The sequence below is a fragment of the Paraburkholderia sejongensis genome, assembly GCF_020880815.1.
GTDB lineage: Bacteria > Pseudomonadota > Gammaproteobacteria > Burkholderiales > Burkholderiaceae > Paraburkholderia > Paraburkholderia sejongensis.
In genome coordinates, this window is the sequence record NZ_JAJITD010000007.1 from 316,401 (window position 1) to 335,955 (window position 19,555).

The window sequence follows — 19,555 nt, forward strand, 5'->3', positions numbered from 1 at the left end:
TCAACTGAGCGTCGCGCGATCGAAATAGAGCTGCGCGAGCGCGGTGAAACGCACGCCGTTCACGCCCTTGCGCATCGCGATCAGCTGATCGTAGAAGAACGGAATGATGATCGGCGTCTCGTCGAGCAGCAGCCGTTGAATCTCGCCGGAGATCTTTCGCTGCGATGCGAGGTCGAGCGCCCCGACGAATTGCGCAACCAGTTGGTCGTACTGAGGGTTCTTGAAGTGCGCGGCGTTCCATGTGCCGTTGCTGGTCAGCGGCGCATTGAGGAACACGTTCGGCACGCCGCGATGGCCATAGTCGGTGATGCCGAGCGGCGAGTCGAGCCAGTCGGACTTGCCGGGCGTGCCCGCGCCGTAATACAGCGACTGGCTTTCGACCTTCAGATTGATGCGCACGCCGATCGCCTTCGCGGCGTTCTGCACGACCACCGCGAGGTCTGGAATCTCCATGTATTTCTCGGTGGTCAGCGTGACGTCGAAGCCGTTCGGCACGCCGGCTTGCGCGAGCAGTTGCTTCGCCTTCTCGACATCGAGCTTGCGTTGCGGCACGCCCGCGTCCGACGACGGAAACACCGGCGCGAACGGACTGTCGTTGCCGAGCTGCGCGCGACCCTTGAACAGGCCGCGCACGATCACCTCGCGATCGAGCGACAGCGCGAGCGCCTCGCGCACGCGTTTGTCCTTGAACAGCGGACTGTCGTTGCGCATGTGAATCTGCCGGTGCGCGCTCGACTTCACGCCGACCGCCTTGTACTCCGGATTGTTCAGGATAGCCGCGCCGCCCTGCACGGTGAAGGTGCCCATCACGTCGGCCTGATGACCTTGCAGCGCGAGCAGCTGCGCCTGCTGGTCGGCGTAGAAGGTGAACTGCACGCGCTGCGGCAGCGCCTTGTCGCCCCAGTAGTCGGGATTGCGCACGAACGACGCGCCGACCTTCGGCTGATACTTTTCGAACTTGAACGGGCCGGTGCCGGGAAAGCTCTTTTCGTAATTGCCCGCGTAATTCGCGGGCAGGATCACCGCGTTGTAATTGTCGGAGGAAACGTAGTACGGGAAGTTGCCGTTCGGCGCGTCCAGATGAAACGCGACCGTGCGTTCGTCGACGACCTTCGCACCGCCTTTGGACAGCACACCCTTCAGCACCGACAGCGCGGCCGAGCCGCTGGCCGGATCGGCGAGCCGGTCGAAGGTGGCGACCACGTCTTTCGCGCCGAAGCTCTGGCCGTCGTGGAACTTGACGTTCTCGCGCAGTTTGAAGGTCCACACGTCGCCCTTGTCGTTCGGCTTCCACGACAGCGCGAGCGCGGGTTTGAGCAGCAGCTTTTCGCCGTCGTCGTCGATCAGGAATTCGCCGGTCTGATTCAGCAGCGCGAGGCTCGCGGCGTCGGTCACGGTCAGCGGATCGACCGCGCCGGCCGGCGTCAGATGCGCGACGCGGATCGTCTGATTGCCGGGCGCCGTCGCGCCTTGGGCGTGCGCGCGCGGCGTGCCGAGCAGGCCGCCGCCCGCCAGCGCTAAGCCGATCACGCTCGCATGACGCAGCAGTTCGCGGCGCGTGATGCGGCCGGCGAGGAATTCATCGAGAGCGTGGTTGCCGAGGGCGTCGGCGGTGCGGCGGGTGGGGTCGAGTGCGCGGGGCAGCGCGGGAAAGCGATCCACGGGCGTTTTCATCGATGGCGTGTCCAGTCCGTTCTGTTGCCGGTTCTTGAGCGTCGCGCCGTGCTTAGGGCAGCGCGACAGCGCGAGGGACAGCGGGCTGTCGTGAACGCGGCGCAAACCGGTGTCGGCCGGCCGCGCTGACGACAGCGGCAGCGCTGCGCAAAGCCGTTTCAGTGTAAGCGATTGCTCGCGGCGCTGCCGCACTACGGCGTCACCGCGTCACCGCCGCCGGCCGCCGCCAGCGATGAAACAGCACCGAGCCGATCCAGCACGCGATGAACGCCGCGACGATCGCATAGCCGAGCGAGCCGAGATGCTCGTTCAGGCTCGCGAGCGCATCCCACACGCCGCCGCTCAGGCCGAAACGATCCGACAGCAGCCCGAGCGCCTCGATGCCGCCGATCACGATCGCGACCAGCGCCGACACAAACGTGATGCTCGCGTTGTAGTAGAGCTTGCGCTTCGGGTCGTCCATCGCCCAGCCGTACGCATGGACCATCAGCACGTTGTCGGTCGAATCGACCAGCGTCATGCCGGCGGTGAACAGCGCGGGGAACACGAGGATCGAGTAGAGCGGCAAACCGGTGCTCGCCTGCGACGCGGCGATCGCGAGCAGGCCGATCTCGGTTGCGGTGTCGAAGCCGAGCCCGAACAGCACGCCGATCGGGTACATGTGCCAGCTTTTCGTGACCAGCCGGAACAGCGGCCGCAACGCGCGCGACAGCAGTCCGGCCGGCGCGAGCGTGTCGGCCGCGGCCACACTGTGCGCGGCCGGGTCGCCGGCGCCATCGCGCTGCGCGTGCCGGTAGCGGCGCCAGACGTCGCGCAGAATCAGGAGGTTCACGGTCGCGAGCACCAGCAGAAAGCTCGCCGACACCAGCGTGCCGATCGTGCCGCCCACTTCCCTGAAGTTCTCGAAGCGCGCATGCAGCGAATGCGTGGTCCAGACGATGCCGAGCGTCGCCGCGATCACGATCGACGAATGCCCGAGCGAAAACGCGAGACCGATGCCGAGCGGCCGCTTGCCGGTCTGCATCAGCTTGCGGGTGACCGCGTCGATTGCCGCGATGTGGTCGGCATCGACCGCGTGACGCAGGCCGAAGCCGTACGCGAGCAGCGCGGTGCCGAGCAGCAGCGGATAGTGGCGAAACGCGATCAGCGCCCATAACCAGGCGCCGAGATTGGCGGCGATCAGCACCGCGTAGAGGGTGACGAGGCGAGGGCGCAGCGAGGCGGTGGGCGTCATGTGGCGCAATGCGAAGTGAGCGGAGGTGTTAGTGATCGTGCGGATGCTTATGGATCGGATCGACCCAGTAGACGGTCTCGGGCTGTTCGACCGCGTCGATGTTCAGATTGACCACGACCGCTTCGTTGTCGCTGCGCACCAGCACGCATTCGAGCGGATCGTCGGTGCTCGCGTTGATCTCCTGATGCGGCACGTACGGCGGCACGAAGATGAAGTCGCCGGGGCCGGCCTCGGCGGTGAATTCCAGATGCTCGCCCCAGCGCATCCGCGCCTGACCGCGCACGACGTAGATCACGCTCTCGAGCGCGCCGTGATGATGCGCGCCGGTCTTTGCATTCGGATGGATCGTCACGGTGCCGGCCCAGATTTTCTGCGCGCCGACCCGCGCCGCGTTGATCGCGGCCGCGCGGTTCATGCCCGGCGTCTGCGCGGTGTTGCTGTCGAGCTGATCGCCGCGGATGACCTTCACGCCGTGCTCGCGCCAGTCGATCTGCGCGGCGGCTTCGGCTGCCTGATGCTCGTCCCGGTAGTGCGGGTGTTCGTGATCCTGGCTCATGGTTGTCTCCTGTCCGGCTTCTGTGCCACGCCTGGGTGCTTGATCGCGGGGATTCGATCGACGGTGCGTCGTGCATCACGACCGGCGCACTGCTGTCCGGCATTCTGGCACGTTCAAAAAACACATGCTGCACCGCGCGCACAGCCAGGCGGCTCGCATTGGCCGCGCGATGAAAAAAGCCCGTTCGCAAGGAACGGGCTTCGGTTCTCTGCGCGGGCGGCACAATGCTTGCGCCGCCCACGCCGGATGCTCAGCGCCTCACTTCTGCTTCGCGTTGATCACCGCCTCGGCCACGTTGTTCGGCGTTTCCGCGTAGTGCTTGAACTCCATCGAGTAGGTCGCGCGGCCCTGGGTGGCCGAGCGCAGCGAGGTCGAATAGCCGAACATCTCGGCGAGCGGCACTTCGGCGCGCACCAGCTTGCCGCCGCCGCCGGCGATGTCTTCCATCCCCTGCACCATCCCGCGACGGCTCGACAGATCGCCCATCACGTTGCCCATGAAGTCCTCGGGCGTTTCCACCTCGACCGCCATCATCGGTTCGAGCAGCACCGGTTTGGCCTTGCGCATCGCTTCCTTGAACGCCATCGAGCCGGCCATGCGAAACGCGTTTTCGTTCGAGTCGACGTCGTGGTACGAACCGAAGGTCAGCGTCACCTTCACGTCGACGACCGGATAGCCGGCCAGCACGCCGGCCTTCAGCGTTTCCTGGATGCCCTTGTCGACCGCCGGGATGAATTCGCGCGGAATCACGCCGCCCTTGATCGCATCGACAAATTCGTAGCCTTTACCTTGTGCGGACGGCTCCAGCGTGATCACCGCGTGACCGTACTGGCCGCGCCCGCCCGATTGCTTGACGAACTTGCCTTCGACGTCCTCGACCTTGTTGCGCACCGTCTCGCGATACGCGACCTGCGGCTTGCCGACGGTCGCCTCGACGCCGAACTCGCGCTTCATCCGGTCGACCAGAATTTCCAGGTGCAGCTCGCCCATCCCGGAGATGATCGTCTGGCCGGATTCCTCGTCGGTCTGCACGCGGAACGACGGGTCTTCCTGCGCCAGACGGTTCAGCGCGATGCCCATCTTTTCCTGGTCGGCCTTGGTCTTCGGCTCGACCGCCTGCGAGATCACCGGGTCCGGGAAGATCATCTTTTCGAGGATGATCACGTGGTTGGGATCGCAGAGCGTATCGCCGGTGGTCGCTTCCTTCAGGCCGACCGCGGCGGCGATGTCGCCGGCATACACCTCCTTGATTTCCTTGCGCTCGTTCGCGTGCATCTGCAGGATGCGGCCCAGACGCTCCTTCTTCTCCTTGATCGCGTTGTAGACCGTGTCGCCCGAATTGACGACGCCCGAGTACACGCGGAAGAAGATCAGCTGGCCGACGAACGGGTCGGTCATGATCTTGAACGCGAGCGCCGAGAACGGATCGTCGTCGTTCGGATGACGCTCGATCTCCTTGTCGTGCTCGTCGTGGCCGGTGATCGCGGGCACGTCGACCGGCGACGGCAGATAGTCGATCACCGCGTCGAGCATCGCCTGCACGCCCTTGTTCTTGAACGCGCTGCCGCACAGCATCGGCACGATTTCATTGGCGACCGTGCGCGCGCGAATCCCGTGCTTGATTTCCTCTTCGCTCAGCGGCTCGCCGCCGAGGTACTTTTCGAGCAGCTGTTCGTTCGCTTCGGCCGCGGCCTCGACCATCTTGTCGTGCCATTCCTTCGCGGTCGCCGCAAGTTCGGCCGGAATATCGCGGTACTCGAACTTGATCCCCTGGCTCGCGTCGTCCCAGAAGATCGCCTTCATCTTCACGAGATCGACCACGCCCTGGAAGTGCTCTTCGGCGCCGATCGGAATCTGGATCGGTACCGCGACGCCCTTCAGGCGATCGCCGATCTGCCGCTGCACGCGGAAGAAGTCCGCGCCGACCCGGTCCATCTTGTTGACGAACGCGATGCGCGGCACCTTGTACTTGTTCGCCTGGCGCCACACCGTTTCCGATTGCGGCTGCACGCCGCCGACCGAGTCGTAGACCATGCAGGCGCCGTCGAGCACGCGCATCGAGCGCTCGACTTCGATCGTGAAGTCGACGTGCCCGGGGGTGTCGATGATGTTGATCCGGTGCTCCGGATAATTGCCGGCCATCCCTTTCCAGAACGCGGTGGTGGCCGCCGACGTGATCGTGATGCCGCGCTCCTGCTCCTGTTCCATCCAGTCCATCGTCGCCGCACCGTCGTGAACCTCGCCGATCTTGTGGGTCACGCCGGTGTAGAACAGGATGCGTTCAGTGGTGGTGGTTTTGCCGGCATCGATGTGAGCGCTGATGCCGATATTCCGGTAGCGCTCGATGGGAGTCTTGCGGGGCACGTGAACCTCCTTGGAATGGCGCGCCTGAAACGCATGCCGGGCGACCGCGTGGGCCGCCCGGGGAGTGGGGTGCTGCTTTTTCGAGATTACAAGGATAGCGCGTCGGTTGGTCTTTTGCATGAATCCTGCCAGCCGGCGGCGAGGCCGCTCGCGCGGGGCTCGGCGGACGAAAAAAAACCGGCGCCCCCGGGAAGGGGCGCCGGCATTTCTCGCGGCGGCAACGCGCTGGAGCGGCGCCGCGCCGCGTGCCTCTGCAAGCGTTTTATTACTGTGTCACGCCCGGCACCGGCGGCAGACCCTTGATCTGCATGCCCGGCTTGATGCCTTTGGACGCGAACCAGCCCTTGTTCATCTCCAGCGCGAACACGCCGTTGTGAGTCGGGCAGTGGTTGTCGGTGGTCTCGGCCTGCATCTCGGCGATGTCGGTGATCGTGCCGTCCGCGCGGATGAACGCGATCGACAGCGGGATCAGCGTGTTCTTCATCCAGAAGCAGTGACCGGCGTTTTCGTTGAACACGAACAGCATGCCTTCGTTCGGCGCGAGCTGCGTGCGATACATCAAGCCCTGTTCGCGGTCCGCGTCGTTGGCGGCGACGGCCGCGTCGATCACGTACATGCCGGCGGTCAGCTTCACGCGCGGGAAGTCGCCCGGCTGCTTCGCGCCCGGCGGCATCTGCTGCGCGTGAGCGGGAACGGTGGTGGCGGCGAACGAGAGTGCCGCGAGCGGCAGGGCAACGGCAATGGCCAGACGCGCCATCGACGAGCGCAGGGAAAATCGCACGGCAAGACTCCTTGCTGAAATTGACTCGCGCATGTTACGCGAGCGCGCCAAAAACAAAAAGGCAGATCGCCTTGCGGTGATCTGCCTTACAACGCCGTAAGAACGGCAGTGAAGCTGTTCTTGACTGCGTCTTTACAAGCAACTTACTCCGAAGCTGCCGAAGCTGCTTCTGCAGCTGCTGCCTTCTTGTGCGACTTCTTGTGAGCGTGGTGCTTGGTGGTCTTCTTTGCCGACGAAGCTGCTGCTGCCGGAGCTGCCGAAGCTGCTTCCGGTGCCGATGCTTGTGCGAATGCTGCCGTTGCGAAGAGGCCAGCGACCAGAGCGGCGATCAGTTTGTTCATTGTGTGAATCCTCAGCTTGAGTTAATTAACCAAATGACCCGGCATATGTAGAGTCATGTCGGTAAACGTGCCATCCACCTTTCGGTTGACAGCCGCATCGAACAATTTTTTCGACGCGTCTGCTAGCGTTCGGACTTTCGTATTCGCCCACGTACGGCGGCTTATGCAAAGGTCTTTAATGCTCAATGCCGGATAGCTTCTGCGGCATCTGCGTCGAATAACGCGTGGGGTTGCGCGGCGGTTGACGCGAATTTTTCAGAAATTTTTGGCGCGCGCAAATGCGTGCAAATACAACGGCCTGGCGCACTCGTCAGCGCGCGCGAAATGCATTTTGAGCGGGGACGTACCGCACATTTGCAACGTCTCGTATCTTCACTTGACACCGTCCCACGGTGCGTTCGCGCGCAATTCGATGCTCTCGCCGGGCTGCAAGCCAAGTGAAAAAATGTCAAGCGCACCGATGCCGACGCGCACCAGACGCAGCGTCGGAAAACCGACCGCAGCCGTCATGCGGCGCACCTGACGGTTCTTGCCTTCGGTGATCGACAACTCGATCCACGTGGTTGGAATCGCCGCGCGAAAACGGATCGGCGGCGTGCGAGTCCACAGCGCTGGTGAAGGCTCGACGTAAGTCGCGCGACACGGCCGTGTCACGTAATCGCCGAGATCGACACCGCGCGCGAGTTTCTGCAACGCGGCGGCATCGACGGCGCCTTCGACTTGCGCCCAGTAGCGTTTGACGAGTTTGTGGCGCGGCTCGGCGATACGGGCCTGCAACGCGCCGTCGTCGGTGAGCAGCAGCAGGCCTTCGCTATCGGAATCGAGCCGGCCGGCCGGATAGACGCCCGGCACCTTGACCCAGTCGGCGAGCGACGCGCGCGTCTCATGCGGCGAGAATTGACAGATGGTGCCGAACGGCTTGTTCAGGGCGAGAAGGCGCATAGCGAAGAGGGTCGGCACAGAGAGGGAGGGCGCGCACGAGGCGGCCGCGTGGTGATCGAGCTGCGCGGGCAGCCGCCGGCAAAACTGTCACGCACTGTGTCGTGACGAGCCAGTGACGGCAAACGGCGACTTCGCGCGAGATCGGTCCATCGATGGATGGCGCGATGATAATGCATAAATCGGGATGACGATTCTTGTATCTTATAGAGGAGCGCGGCACGATCGGGTCTTCGTCCATGTTGGGAAAACCCCGAGCCGCGGGGCGTCGGGACGCGCGCAGGGCGTGGGCTAGAATACGGCCAGGCCGCTCGCGGGCGTTCGGCAGTGCGCGGCGAGAGGCATCGCTTGCGCAGTCTTCCATCAGCTTTTGCACCGTTTTCACTGGAGTCGATCATGCCGTATCAGCACATCAAGGTTCCGACCGGTGGCGACAAGATCACCGTCAACGCCGATTTCTCGCTCAATGTTTCGGACCAGCCGATCATCCCGTACATCGAGGGCGACGGCACCGGTGTGGACATTACGCCGGTCATGATCAAGGTCGTCGATGCGGCGGTCGAAAAAGCCTATGCGGGCAAGAAGAAGATTCACTGGATGGAAATCTTCGCGGGCGAGAAAGCGACCCGCGTGTACGGCCCGGACGTGTGGCTGCCGGAAGAGACGCTGGAAGTGGTGAAGGAATACGTGGTGTCGATCAAGGGGCCGCTCACCACGCCGGTCGGCGGCGGGATCCGTTCGCTGAACGTCGCGCTGCGCCAGGAACTCGACCTCTACGTGTGCCTGCGGCCGGTCCAGTATTTCAAGGGCGTGCCCTCGCCGGTGCGCGAGCCGGAAAAGACCAACATGGTGATCTTCCGCGAGAACTCCGAAGACATCTATGCGGGCATCGAATGGCCGGCCGGGTCCGAGCAGGCGAAGAAGATCATCCAGTTCCTGCGTGAAGAGATGGGCGTGAAGAAGATTCGCTTCCCGGACAGCTCGGGCATCGGCGTCAAGCCGGTCTCGCGCGAGGGCACCGAGCGGCTGGTACGCAAGGCGATCCAGTACGCGATCGACAACGATCGCCGCTCGGTCACACTGGTGCACAAAGGCAACATCATGAAGTTCACCGAAGGCGCATTCCGCGACTTCGGCTACGGCCTCGCGCAGAAGGAATTCAACGCGGAGCTGATCGACGGCGGTCCGTGGATGAAAGTCAGGAATCCGAAGACGGGCAGCGACATCGTCATCAAGGACGTGATCGCCGACGCGTTCCTGCAGCAGATCCTGCTGCGCCCGGCCGAATACGACGTGATCGCGACGCTGAACCTGAACGGCGACTACATCTCGGACGCGCTGGCCGCGCAGGTCGGCGGCATCGGCATCGCGCCGGGGGCGAACCTGTCGGATTCGGTTGCGATGTTCGAGGCGACCCACGGGACTGCGCCGAAATACGCGGGCAAGGACTATGTGAACCCGGGTTCGGAAATCCTCTCGGCCGAAATGATGCTGCGCCACCTCGGCTGGTTCGAGGCGGCGGACCTAATCATTAGTTCGATGGAAAAATCGATCCTGCAAAAACGCGTGACTTACGATTTCGCCCGTTTGATGGAAGGGGCGACCCAGGTATCGTGTTCAGCATTTGGGCGAGTAATGATCGAGAATATGTAAATGATGCGCTGCGATTATGCGGCGCACATTAATACCCCGGCGCCGGAAGGCGGCCGGGGTATTTTTTTAGCGGTAGTCCCGGCGCGTATTTACGGCCGAAAGATCCGCATTGCAAAAAGCCGGCCGCAAAAAAGAAAACCCGGCATAAAGCCGGGTTTTCCAAAGACGGATAACAACCCGCCTCAGAACGAAGCCGCTTCAGGCGGGTGCCTGAATGTTCGATGCCTGTTTGCCTTTCGGGCCTTGCACGACCTCGAAAGTCACCTTCTGGCCTTCCTTGAGGGTTTTGAACCCGTTCATCTGGATTGCCGAGAAGTGCGCAAACAGATCCTCACCGCCTTCGTCAGGCGTGATGAATCCGAAACCTTTGGCGTCGTTAAACCATTTGACCGTACCAGTTGCCATTTCCAACTTCCCCTGTAACTCATGTCACTACCACGAGCCCTCGAAAAGCCACGACTACACAAGGCAGTCGCTTCCTCCTCACAAGCTCACCATCGGCATTTTTTCGAAATTATTGCTTGGTGAAAAAAGTGCCAGCTTGATTGTTGAGGCTCTTTATTCGAGTGTCAAGGAAATTTTGAGACGCCGTTGTCGCGTTGCAAACACGCTGCTTTTCCAGGGTTTTTACCGCTTCCGTTATGTGCGGTTGCGCAAGCGGCAGGCCTTGAAAAGTCGCATAATCGTCTCACCTGCTGACAGTGCCCGAGGCGCCGGCGCCCAGCGCCGCGAGCGCTGCCAGCCAGCTCCGGCAGGTTGTGCGATACTCGATCCGACCGCGCTGCAGCACCTAGCGCGCAGCAGGACAGGATAGGGGCCGGCACCGCGATCGGCCCGTCGAAAGCGAGCGTGCCACGGCGATCATGACAACATCGTGACGGCCGGGCGGCGGCGAACGGGTTCACCGGCCGGGCGGCCGGGTTTTGACAGGATTGCGGGCCTGTCCTAGTTGTTTAGAATGGGTGTATGGCGATTATCCCGGACAAGCAGGACGGCACCGTACTGGAGCGGCAGGAGCAGAAGCTCAAGCCGCCCTCCATGTACAAGGTGGTGCTGCTGAATGACGACTTCACGCCGATGGAATTCGTCGTGATGATCGTGCAGGAATATTTCAATAAGGATCGTGAAACCGCAACGCAGGTTATGTTGAAGGTGCATCGCGAGGGCAGGGGAGTTTGTGGGGTCTATACGCGGGACATCGCGTCGACCAAAGTCGAGCAAGTCGTTACCCACGCACGGCAGGCCGGGCATCCGCTGCAGTGTGTGATGGAGGAAGCATGATTGCCCAGGAACTGGAAGTCAGCCTGCACATGGCGTTCATGGAAGCACGCCAGGCAAGGCACGAGTTCATAACGGTCGAACATCTTTTGCTTGCGCTGTTGGACAACCCGACGGCGGCAGAAGTGTTGCGTGCATGCGCGGCCAATATCGAGGATCTGCGCCAGAACCTGCGCAACTTCATTCATGACAACACGCCGACCGTGCCGGGCACGGACGACGTCGACACGCAGCCCACGCTCGGTTTCCAGCGTGTGATCCAGCGTGCGATCATGCATGTGCAGTCCACCTCGAACGGCAAGAAGGAAGTGACCGGCGCCAACGTGCTGGTCGCGATCTTCGGCGAGAAGGACTCGCACGCGGTGTACTACCTGCAGCAGCAGGGCGTCACGCGCCTGGACGTGGTCAATTTCATCTCGCACGGCATCGCCAAGACGAGCAGTTCGGCTGCCGCGAAGGCCAGCGACGCGAATGCCGAGTCCGACGAAGCCGCCGCGCAGAAGGAAACGCCGCTCGCCCAGTTCACGCAGAACCTGAACCAGATGGCGAAGGACGGCCGCATCGATCCGCTGATCGGGCGCGAGTCGGAAGTCGAGCGCGTGGTGCAGGTGCTGTGCCGCCGGCGCAAGAACAATCCGCTGCTGGTCGGCGAGGCCGGGGTCGGCAAGACCGCGATCGCCGAAGGGCTCGCGTGGCGCATTACGCGCGGCGAAGTGCCGGACATCCTTGCGGACGCCCAGGTCTATTCGCTCGACATGGGCGCGCTGCTCGCCGGCACCAAGTATCGAGGCGACTTCGAGCAGCGTCTGAAGACGGTTTTGAAAGAGCTGAAGGAGCGTCCGCACGCGATCCTGTTCATCGATGAAATCCATACGCTGATCGGCGCGGGCGCCGCGTCGGGCGGCACGCTGGATGCATCGAATCTGCTGAAGCCGGCGTTGTCGTCGGGCACGCTCAAGTGCATCGGCGCGACCACCTTCACCGAATATCGCGGCATCTTCGAGAAAGACGCTGCGCTGTCGCGGCGCTTCCAGAAGGTGGATGTCACCGAGCCGACCGTCGAGCAGACGGTGGCGATCCTGCGCGGACTGAAGTCGCGTTTCGAAGAGCATCACGGCGTCAAGTATTCGTCGGGTGCGCTGTCGGCGGCGGCTGAGTTGTCGGCGCGCTTCATCACGGATCGTCATCTGCCGGACAAGGCGATCGACGTGATCGACGAAGCGGGCGCGGCGCAACGCATTCTGCCGAAGTCGAAGCAGAAGAAGACGATCGGCAAGAACGAGATCGAGGAAATCATCTCGAAGATCGCGCGGGTGCCGGCGCAAAGCGTGTCGCAAGACGACCGCAGCAAGCTGCAGACGCTCGACCGCGATCTGAAGAGCGTCGTGTTCGGCCAGGATCCGGCGATCGACGCACTGTCGGCCGCGATCAAGATGGCGCGCGCGGGTCTGGGCAAGCTCGACAAGCCGATCGGCGCGTTCCTGTTCTCGGGCCCGACCGGCGTCGGCAAGACCGAAGTCGCGAAGCAGCTCGCGTTCACGCTCGGCATCGAGCTGATCCGCTTCGACATGTCGGAATACATGGAGCGTCATGCGGTGAGCCGGCTGATCGGCGCGCCGCCGGGCTACGTCGGTTTCGACCAGGGCGGCCTGCTGACCGAAGCGATCACGAAGAAGCCGCACTGCGTGCTGCTGCTCGACGAAATCGAGAAGGCGCATCCGGACATCTTCAACGTGCTGCTGCAGGTGATGGACCACGGCACGCTGACGGACAACAACGGCCGCAAGGCGGATTTCCGCAACGTCATCATCATTATGACGACGAACGCGGGCGCCGAGGCGATGGGCAAGTCGGTGATCGGCTTCACGAACCGCCGGGAGGCGGGCGACGAGATGGTCGACATCAAGCGCATGTTCACGCCGGAGTTCCGCAACCGTCTGGATGCGACGATCAGCTTCCGTGCGCTGGATGAAGAAATCATCATGCGCGTGGTCGACAAGTTCCTGATGCAGCTGGAAGATCAGCTGCACGAGAAGAAGGTCGACGCGCTCTTCACCGACACGTTGCGCAAGCATCTGGCCAAGCACGGTTTCGACCCGCTGATGGGCGCGCGGCCGATGCAGCGCCTGATCCAGGACACGATCCGTCGCGCGCTGGCCGACGAGTTGCTGTTCGGCAAGCTGATGAACGGCGGCCGCGTGACGGTCGACGTCGATGCGGAAGACAAGGTGCAGCTGACCTTCGACGAGCATCCGGCGCCGCGCAATCCGAATCCGGAAGCGGTGGAAGTGGAGTAATACGCGGGCCCGGCTCTGCACGAAGCCGGATCAGCAGAAAGCAGAACGGCGCGGGTTTTATCCCGCGCCGTTTTTTTTTTGAGCGTTGATTTCCGTGGGCTCAGCCCAGGTCAATCAATGCTTGCCGGTGCTGCCGAAGCCGCCCGCGCCCCGCTCGCTTTCCGCGAAGTCGTCGACGATATTGAATTCGGCCTGCACGACCGGCACGATCACCAACTGCGCGAGGCGCTCCATCGGATTGAGCACGAACGTGGTCTGGCCGCGGTTCCACGTCGAGATCATCAGTTGACCTTGATAGTCGGAGTCGATCAGACCGACCAGATTGCCGAGCACGATGCCGTGCTTGTGGCCGAGACCCGAGCGCGGCAGGATCAGCGCCGCATAACCCGTATCGCCGACGTGGATCGCGAGGCCGGTCGGCACCAGCGCGGTTTCGCCGGGCGCGAGCGTCAGCGGTTCGTCGAGGCACGCGCGCAGATCGAGGCCGGCGCTGCCGGTCGTCGCGTAGGCGGGGAGCTGTTCGCGCATGCGCTCATCGAGAATCTTCAGGTCGAGTTTCATTCAGGTTCGAAAGAGGATGGGTTGGGCGTTAGTTCGAGCCGAGCTGGAATGCCTCGGCGAGAAGTTCATAGGAGCGCAGCCGCGCGCGATAGCTGCCGGCCACGGTCAGCACCATCAGCTCGTCGGCCCGGAACTGCTCCTGCAAGTCTTTCAGCCGTTCGGTGACCTGTTCGGGTGTACCGACGATGCTGCGCGGCTTTTCCCGGTCGATCACCAGCTGTTCGCGCTCGCCGTATTCCTGCGCGAGGCCTTGCGCGATCGACGGAATCGGTTCGTTCAGGCCGTACGCCATCTGCACGCGGCGCAGATCGACGGCCTTCTCGAGGTCCGCCGCTTCCTGCTCGGTGTCCGCGCAGATCACGAACACCGCCGCCGCGAGATACGGCTGCGCCGCTTCCGGGCCGGCCTGGAAACGCTCGCGATACGCGAGCGCGACCGGTTTGCCGAAATGCGCGTTGATGAAATGCGCGAACGCGAAGCGGATGCCGAGTTGCGCGGCCAGCAGGCCGCCGAATTCGCTCGAGCCGAGCATCCACAACTGCGGACGCGTATCGATTTGCGGCTGCAGCAGCACGCCTTGCGCGAGATGATCATCGGGCAGCGTGCCGTGCAGCAGCCCCTGCAGCTCGGCGACCTGCTGCGGGAAAATCTCGCCGCGATTGTAGGTGCCGGCCGCGACCGCTTGCGCGGTGCGCATATCGCCGCCGGGCGCGCGGCCGACGCCGAGGTCGACGCGGTTCGGGAACAGCGCCTCGAGCATCATGAACTGCTCGGCGACCTTGAACGGGCTGTAGTACGGCAGCATCACGCCGCCCGAGCCGAGGCGAATGCGTTTGGTCACGCTGCCGAGCCGCGCGAGCATCACTTCGGGGCACGGGTTCGACAGGCCGCGCAGGCCATGATGCTCGGCGCACCAGTAGCGCGTGTAGCCGAGGTCGTCGGCGAGTTGCGCGAGTTCGACGGTCGCGGCGATCGCGTCCGCCACCGAATGGCCGGCGATCACCGGCGTTTGATCGAGCACGGAAAGTAGCGTCATGACAGTAGTGCTCCAGATGATTCAGGCGCTTCGGCGAGAGAGCGGGGCGGTGAGGCGGTAAGGACCGCCGCCGCGCCCGCTGACTCGCTCAAAGAACCGGCCCGGCGACGGGCGGCAGGCGCTTCGCGATTTCCGTAATCAGCGCGCGCGCGAGCGTCTGCTTGTCGGCGCGCGGCAGCTTCGTTGCTTTGCCTGCTTCGAACAGGATCACTTCGTTGTCGTCAAGTCCGAAGGTTTGCGGACCCAGGTTGCCGATCAGCAGCGGCACATTCTTGCGCGCGCGTTTTTGTTCGCCGTGGACGTCGAGGTTGTCGCTCTCCGCCGCGAAGCCGACCGTGAACGGCGGCTTCGGCAGCTTCGCGACCGCGGCGAGGATGTCGGAATTCTCGACGAACGAAAAGCTCGGCAACGCACGCTCGGCGCTCTTCTTGATCTTCTGCTCGCTGACATGATCGACGCGCCAGTCGGCCACCGCCGCGACGCCGATGAAGATGTCCGCGTCGGCGACCGCGTGCATCACCGCGTCATGCATCTGCTGCGCGGTCTGCACGTCTTCGCGGAACACGCCCCAAGGCGTGTCGAGCGCGACCGGGCCGGCCACCAGATGCACGTCGGCACCGGCCTGCTGCGCGGCGCGCGCGAGCGCGAAGCCCATCTTGCCGCTCGAGCGGTTGGTGATGCCGCGCACCGGGTCGAGCGGTTCGAAGGTCGGTCCGGCGGTCAGCAGCACGCGCCGGCCGGCGAGAATCTTGGGTGAGAAGAACGACGCGATCGCTTCATAGCTGGCGGCCGCTTCGAGCATGCGCCCGTCGCCGACTTCGCCGCACGCCTGCGGACCCGAATCGGGACCGAGCACTTCGATGCCGTCCGCGCGCAGCTGCGCGACATTGCGTTGCGTGGCCGGGTTCTGCCACATCTGCCGGTTCATCGCCGGCACCACCAGCAGCGGACAGTCGCGCGCGATGCAGAGTGTCGACAGCAGATCGTCGGCCATCCCGTGCGCGAGCCTGGCGAGAAAGTCGGTGGAGGCGGGCGCGATCACGATCGCATCCGCTTCGCGCGACAGATCGATATGCGCCATGTTGTTCGGCACGCGAGCGTCCCACTGGCTGGTGTAGACCGGCCGGCCGGACAGCGCCTGCATCGTGACGGGGGTGATGAACTGGGTGGCCGCTTCGGTCATCACGACCTGCACGGTTGCGCCTGCCTTGGTCAGCAGGCGCGTGAGTTCGGCGATCTTGTAGCAGGCGATGCCACCCGTCATGCCGAGGACGAGGTGTTTGCCTGCGAGTTCTGCGGTTGCCAACGAAAGCCTCCGACAAAGCGTGATCGCGCGGCGGCGCGAGACCTTGCCCGCCGTTGCCGCCGCGCCTTTAAACGGACGCGGGCAGGGCCGTGGCGGCCGCGCCCGCGGGCGACGTTAGCGTGAGCCGCGTACGCGCCGCAGCTCGTCGAGCACGAGCAGGATCGCGCCTACCGTGATCGCGCTGTCGGCGAGGTTGAACGCCGGCCAGTGCCAGCCGCCCACGTGGAAATCGAGGAAGTCGATCACGTGGCCGTACATCAGCCGGTCGATCACATTGCCGAGCGCGCCGCCGAGAATCAGCGCGAGCGCCGTGCAGAACATCTTCTGCCCGCTGTGGCGCTTGAGCAGGTAGCAGATCACCAGCGCGGCGACCACGCCGAGCGCGGTGAACGCCCAGCGCTGCCAGCCGCCCGCCATCGCGAGGAAGCTGAACGCGGCGCCGCGGTTGTACACGAGGATCAGGTTGAAGAACGACGTGACCTCATGCGGCACCCCATATTCGAACACCTTGCGCACCGCGATTTTCGTCAGCTGATCGAACAGGATGACGATCAGCGCGATGCCGAGCCAGGGTGCCAGCGAACTGCTTCGGGCCGATGTTTTCGACATGCTGCTGCCTGCCATTATGCCGCGCTCCTCGTTTCGCCATTGCTGAACAGGTTGCTGAAGCACCGGCCGCACAGCGACGGATGTTCGGCGTTCGCGCCGACGTCCGCGCGGTAGTGCCAGCAGCGCTCGCACTTCAGGTACTTCGATGCGATCACTTCGACGCCTTCGTCCGCTTCGCTGTCCACCTTGACGACGCTGGCCGCCGACGTGATCAGCACGAACTTCAGGTCGTCGGCGAGACTCGTGAGCGCGTCGTAACGCGCGCCGCTCGCGCGGATTTCGACTTCCGCCTGCAGCGACGAGCCGATCAGGTTCGCGACGCGCGCCTCTTCCAGCGCCTTGGTCACGTCGCTGCGCGCCGCGCGCAGCAGCGTCCACTTGTCGAGCAATGCGCCCGCTTCAGGCACCGCCGGATACGCGTGATAGGTCTCGGTAAAAATCGTTTCGCTGTTGGGCTGGAACACCTTCCACGCTTCTTCCGCGGTGAACGACAGGAACGGCGCCATCAGACGCAGCAGGCCGTGCGCGACGTGATACAGCGCGGTCTGCGCCGAGCGGCGCGCGACCGAGTCGGCCGCGCTCGTGTACAGGCGGTCCTTCAGCACGTCGAGATAGAAGCCGCCGAGGTCTTCCGAGCAGAACGTCTGCAGCTTCGCGACGACCGGGTGGAATTCGTACTTCTCGTAGTGCGCGAGGATGTCGTTCTGCAGGTTGGCCGTCAGCGCGACCGCATAGCGATCGATTTCGAGCCAGTTTTCGACCGGCTGCGCGTGCTGCGCGAAGTCGAAATCCGACAGGTTCGCGAGCAGGAAGCGCAGCGTGTTGCGGATCCGCCGATAGGCTTCCGTCACGCGCTTGAGAATTTCCTCGGAGATCGCCAGTTCGCCCGAGTAGTCGGTCGACGCGATCCACAGGCGGATGATTTCCGCGCCCAGACGGTTCGCGACTTCATGCGGATCGATCCCGTTGCCGAGCGACTTGCTCATCTTGCGGCCTTCGCCATCGACGGTGAAGCCGTGCGTGAGCAGCGCGTTGTACGGCGGGCGGCCGTCGAGCATCGATGCGGTCAGCAGCGACGAGTGGAACCAGCCGCGGTGCTGGTCCGAGCCCTCCAGATACAGGTCGGCCGGAAATTGCAGCTGGTCCTTGTGCGAGCCGCGCAGCACGTGCCAGTGCGTGGTGCCCGAGTCGAACCACACGTCGAGCGTGTCGCGGTTCTTTTCGTACAGGTTCGCGTCGTCGCCGATCAGCTCGCGCGGGTCGAGCGTCTGCCATGCCTCGATGCCTGCCTTCTCGACGCGCTGCGCGACCTGCTCGAGCAATTCGAGCGTGCGCGGGTGCAGCTCGCCGGTTTCCTTGTGCACGAAGAACGCCATCGGCACGCCCCACTGGCGCTGACGCGACAGCGTCCAGTCCGGCCGGTTGGCGATCATGCTGAACAGGCGCTGCTTGCCCCACGACGGATAGAACGCGGTGTTCTCGATCCCTTCGAGCGCGGTTTCGCGCAGCGTCTTGTCGGTGTCGTTCGGCTTCACGTCCATGCCGGCGAACCACTGCGAGGTCGCGCGATAGATGATCGGCGTCTTGTGGCGCCAGCAGTGCATGTAGCTGTGCGAGTACTTCTCGGTGCGCAGCAGCGAGCCGGCGCCTTGCAGCGCCTCGACGATCTGCGGATTGGCCGCCCAGATCGACAGGCCGCCGAACAGCGCGAGCGATTCGATATAACGGCCGTCGCCCATCACCGGGTTGATGATGTCCGAGTCCGCCATGCCGTGCGCCTTGCACGACACGAAGTCTTCGACGCCGTACGCGGGCGACGAGTGCACGACGCCGGTACCTGTTTCGGTGGTCACGTAGTCGCCGAGGTAGACCGGTGCGGTGCGCTTGTAAGCCGGATGCGCGGACGCGAGCGGGTGGTTGAAGCGCAGGTTCGCGAGCTTTGCGCCCGGCGTGGTCGCGACGACCTTGCCTTCGAGACCGTACAGCTTCAGGCACGCTTCGACGCGTTCCTCGGCGAGGATCAGCAGCCCGCGCGGCGTGTCGACCAGCGCGTAGACGATTTCCGGATGCAGGTTCAGCGCCTGGTTGGCCGGGATGGTCCACGGCGTGGTGGTCCAGATCACGATGCCGCCTTCGTTGCGCGGCAGCGCGGCAAGGCCGAAAGCCTGCGCGGTCTTTTCCGGCTCGGCGAAGCTGAACAGCACGTCGATGGTCGGATCGGTCTTGTCCTTGTACTCGACTTCCGCCTCGGCCAGCGCCGAGCCGCAGTCGAAACACCAGTTGACCGGCTTCAGGCCGCGGAACACGTAGCCCTTTTCCATGATCTTCGCGAGCGCGCGGATTTCGCCGGCTTCATTCGCGAAGTTCATCGTTTTGTACGGATTGTCCCAGTCGCCGAGCACGCCCAGGCGGCGGAAGCCGGCCTTCTGCTTTTCGATCTGCTCGGTCGCGTACGCGCGCGCCTTCTGCATCACTTCGGCCGCCGGCAGCGACTTGCCGAACTGCTTTTCGATCTGGATTTCGATCGGCATGCCGTGGCAATCCCAGCCCGGCACGTAGACCGCGTCGAAGCCCGCGAGGTTTCGCGCCTTGACGATCATGTCCTTGAGGATCTTGTTCACCGCGTGGCCGAGGTGGATGTCGCCGTTCGCATACGGCGGGCCGTCGTGCAGGATGAACTTCTTGCGGCCCTTCGAAGCCGCGCGGATCGTGTCGTAGACCTTGCGTTCCTGCCATTGCTTGACCCATTGCGGCTCGCGCTTGGGCAGGTCGCCACGCATCGGAAACGGCGTGTCGAGCAGGTTGACCGGGTAGCGGGACTGCGGTTTCGAATCGGCTTTCTTATTGCTCATGATGTGAGTGGCGGTGAATGCGTTGGAATGCGTAGCGGCGCGCGGATTGCGCTGAGCCGTGGCGTGGGACGCGC

17 protein-coding genes are annotated in these 19,555 nt (G+C 63.9%); 4 read left to right on the forward strand and 13 right to left on the reverse strand.

Going from position 1 to position 19,555, the window contains the following annotated elements:
- The 7 genes from LJ656_RS16390 to LJ656_RS16420 form a co-directional block, all read right to left on the reverse strand.
- Nucleotides 1-1,674, reverse strand: coding sequence for an ABC transporter substrate-binding protein (locus tag LJ656_RS16390; protein WP_230510447.1), 1,674 nt, complete (start codon nt 1,672-1,674; stop codon nt 1-3).
- Between the two features lie 199 nt (nt 1,675-1,873).
- Nucleotides 1,874-2,908, reverse strand: a complete 1,035-nt coding sequence (locus LJ656_RS16395; protein ID WP_230510448.1) for a HoxN/HupN/NixA family nickel/cobalt transporter — start codon at nt 2,906-2,908, stop codon at nt 1,874-1,876.
- A gap of 28 nt (nt 2,909-2,936) precedes the next feature.
- Complete coding sequence (locus tag LJ656_RS16400; RefSeq protein ID WP_230510449.1) at nt 2,937-3,464, reverse strand: cupin domain-containing protein; 528 nt, start codon at nt 3,462-3,464, stop codon at nt 2,937-2,939.
- Between the two features lie 258 nt (nt 3,465-3,722).
- Nucleotides 3,723-5,828, reverse strand: a complete 2,106-nt coding sequence (gene fusA, locus LJ656_RS16405) for an elongation factor G (protein ID WP_230510450.1) — start codon at nt 5,826-5,828, stop codon at nt 3,723-3,725.
- Between the two features lie 265 nt (nt 5,829-6,093).
- Nucleotides 6,094-6,609: a DUF192 domain-containing protein gene (locus LJ656_RS16410; RefSeq protein ID WP_230510451.1), complete on the reverse strand. Its 516-nt coding sequence runs from the start codon at nt 6,607-6,609 to the stop codon at nt 6,094-6,096.
- Between the two features lie 143 nt (nt 6,610-6,752).
- Entirely contained in the window at nt 6,753-6,950 is a 198-nt protein-coding gene (locus tag LJ656_RS16415) for a hypothetical protein (RefSeq protein ID WP_230510452.1), read from the reverse strand.
- A 372-nt stretch (nt 6,951-7,322) separates the two neighbouring features.
- Nucleotides 7,323-7,892: a pseudouridine synthase gene (locus LJ656_RS16420; RefSeq protein WP_230510453.1), complete on the reverse strand. Its 570-nt coding sequence runs from the start codon at nt 7,890-7,892 to the stop codon at nt 7,323-7,325.
- 393 nt (nt 7,893-8,285) lie between these two features.
- On the opposite strand from LJ656_RS16420, the gene icd reads away from it, so the two are divergent.
- Nucleotides 8,286-9,542 (forward strand): NADP-dependent isocitrate dehydrogenase, encoded by a 1,257-nt coding sequence (gene icd, locus LJ656_RS16425; protein WP_230510454.1) that lies wholly within the window; start codon nt 8,286-8,288, stop codon nt 9,540-9,542.
- A 198-nt stretch (nt 9,543-9,740) separates the two neighbouring features.
- On the opposite strand, the gene LJ656_RS16430 is transcribed toward icd, so the two are convergent.
- Nucleotides 9,741-9,947: a cold-shock protein gene (locus tag LJ656_RS16430; protein WP_007180614.1), complete on the reverse strand. Its 207-nt coding sequence runs from the start codon at nt 9,945-9,947 to the stop codon at nt 9,741-9,743.
- Here LJ656_RS16430 and LJ656_RS16435 point away from each other — a divergent pair.
- The 3 genes from LJ656_RS16435 (at nt 9,895) to clpA (ending at nt 13,117) form a co-directional block, all read left to right on the forward strand.
- Nucleotides 9,895-10,356 (forward strand): hypothetical protein, encoded by a 462-nt coding sequence (locus LJ656_RS16435; RefSeq protein WP_230510525.1) that lies wholly within the window; start codon nt 9,895-9,897, stop codon nt 10,354-10,356. The two genes, LJ656_RS16430 and LJ656_RS16435, sit on opposite strands and share 53 nt — an antisense overlap.
- A gap of 152 nt (nt 10,357-10,508) precedes the next feature.
- Nucleotides 10,509-10,823 carry an ATP-dependent Clp protease adapter ClpS gene (clpS, locus tag LJ656_RS16440; RefSeq protein ID WP_008919570.1) on the forward strand — a complete coding sequence of 105 codons (315 nt, stop codon included), beginning with the start codon at nt 10,509-10,511 and terminating at the stop codon, nt 10,821-10,823.
- Entirely contained in the window at nt 10,820-13,117 is a 2,298-nt protein-coding gene (gene clpA / locus LJ656_RS16445) for an ATP-dependent Clp protease ATP-binding subunit ClpA (RefSeq protein WP_230510455.1), read from the forward strand. The genes clpS and clpA overlap by 4 nt, the downstream gene beginning before the upstream one ends.
- 114 nt (nt 13,118-13,231) lie before the next feature.
- On the opposite strand, the gene dut is transcribed toward clpA, so the two are convergent.
- The 5 genes from dut to ileS all read right to left on the reverse strand — a co-directional run bounded on the left by dut (nt 13,232) and on the right by ileS (nt 19,481).
- Nucleotides 13,232-13,678 carry a dUTP diphosphatase gene (dut, locus tag LJ656_RS16450; RefSeq protein WP_230510456.1) on the reverse strand — a complete coding sequence of 149 codons (447 nt, stop codon included), beginning with the start codon at nt 13,676-13,678 and terminating at the stop codon, nt 13,232-13,234.
- Between the two features lie 28 nt (nt 13,679-13,706).
- Nucleotides 13,707-14,714: an LLM class flavin-dependent oxidoreductase gene (locus LJ656_RS16455; protein WP_230510457.1), complete on the reverse strand. Its 1,008-nt coding sequence runs from the start codon at nt 14,712-14,714 to the stop codon at nt 13,707-13,709.
- 88 nt (nt 14,715-14,802) lie between these two features.
- A complete protein-coding gene (coaBC, locus tag LJ656_RS16460; RefSeq protein WP_230510458.1) occupies nt 14,803-16,020 on the reverse strand; it encodes a bifunctional phosphopantothenoylcysteine decarboxylase/phosphopantothenate--cysteine ligase CoaBC in 1,218 nt (405 codons plus the stop codon).
- Nucleotides 16,021-16,134: 114 nt separating this feature from the next.
- Nucleotides 16,135-16,629 (reverse strand): signal peptidase II, encoded by a 495-nt coding sequence (gene lspA, locus LJ656_RS16465; protein ID WP_230510459.1) that lies wholly within the window; start codon nt 16,627-16,629, stop codon nt 16,135-16,137.
- A gap of 14 nt (nt 16,630-16,643) precedes the next feature.
- A complete protein-coding gene (gene ileS / locus LJ656_RS16470) occupies nt 16,644-19,481 on the reverse strand; it encodes an isoleucine--tRNA ligase (protein ID WP_230510460.1) in 2,838 nt (945 codons plus the stop codon).
- Nucleotides 19,482-19,555: the final 74 nt, after the last annotated feature.

Excerpts from the sequence above, each read along its gene's own strand:
- LJ656_RS16390 (WP_230510447.1), bottom strand. The coding sequence starts at position 1,674 with ATGAAAACGCCCGTGGATCGCTTTCCCGCGCTGCCCCGCGCACTCGAC.
- LJ656_RS16395 (WP_230510448.1), bottom strand. The coding sequence starts at position 2,908 with ATGACGCCCACCGCCTCGCTGCGCCCTCGCCTCGTCACCCTCTACGCG.
- LJ656_RS16400 (WP_230510449.1), bottom strand. The coding sequence starts at position 3,464 with ATGAGCCAGGATCACGAACACCCGCACTACCGGGACGAGCATCAGGCA.
- LJ656_RS16415 (WP_230510452.1), bottom strand. The coding sequence starts at position 6,950 with ATGAACAAACTGATCGCCGCTCTGGTCGCTGGCCTCTTCGCAACGGCA.
- LJ656_RS16420 (WP_230510453.1), bottom strand. The coding sequence starts at position 7,892 with ATGCGCCTTCTCGCCCTGAACAAGCCGTTCGGCACCATCTGTCAATTC.
- icd (WP_230510454.1), top strand. The coding sequence starts at position 8,286 with ATGCCGTATCAGCACATCAAGGTTCCGACCGGTGGCGACAAGATCACC.
- LJ656_RS16435 (WP_230510525.1), top strand. The coding sequence starts at position 9,895 with ATGAATCCGAAACCTTTGGCGTCGTTAAACCATTTGACCGTACCAGTT.
- LJ656_RS16430 (WP_007180614.1), bottom strand. The coding sequence starts at position 9,947 with ATGGCAACTGGTACGGTCAAATGGTTTAACGACGCCAAAGGTTTCGGA.
- clpS (WP_008919570.1), top strand. The coding sequence starts at position 10,509 with ATGGCGATTATCCCGGACAAGCAGGACGGCACCGTACTGGAGCGGCAG.
- clpA (WP_230510455.1), top strand. The coding sequence starts at position 10,820 with ATGATTGCCCAGGAACTGGAAGTCAGCCTGCACATGGCGTTCATGGAA.
- dut (WP_230510456.1), bottom strand. The coding sequence starts at position 13,678 with ATGAAACTCGACCTGAAGATTCTCGATGAGCGCATGCGCGAACAGCTC.
- LJ656_RS16455 (WP_230510457.1), bottom strand. The coding sequence starts at position 14,714 with ATGACGCTACTTTCCGTGCTCGATCAAACGCCGGTGATCGCCGGCCAT.
- lspA (WP_230510459.1), bottom strand. The coding sequence starts at position 16,629 with ATGTCGAAAACATCGGCCCGAAGCAGTTCGCTGGCACCCTGGCTCGGC.
- ileS (WP_230510460.1), bottom strand. The coding sequence starts at position 19,481 with ATGAGCAATAAGAAAGCCGATTCGAAACCGCAGTCCCGCTACCCGGTC.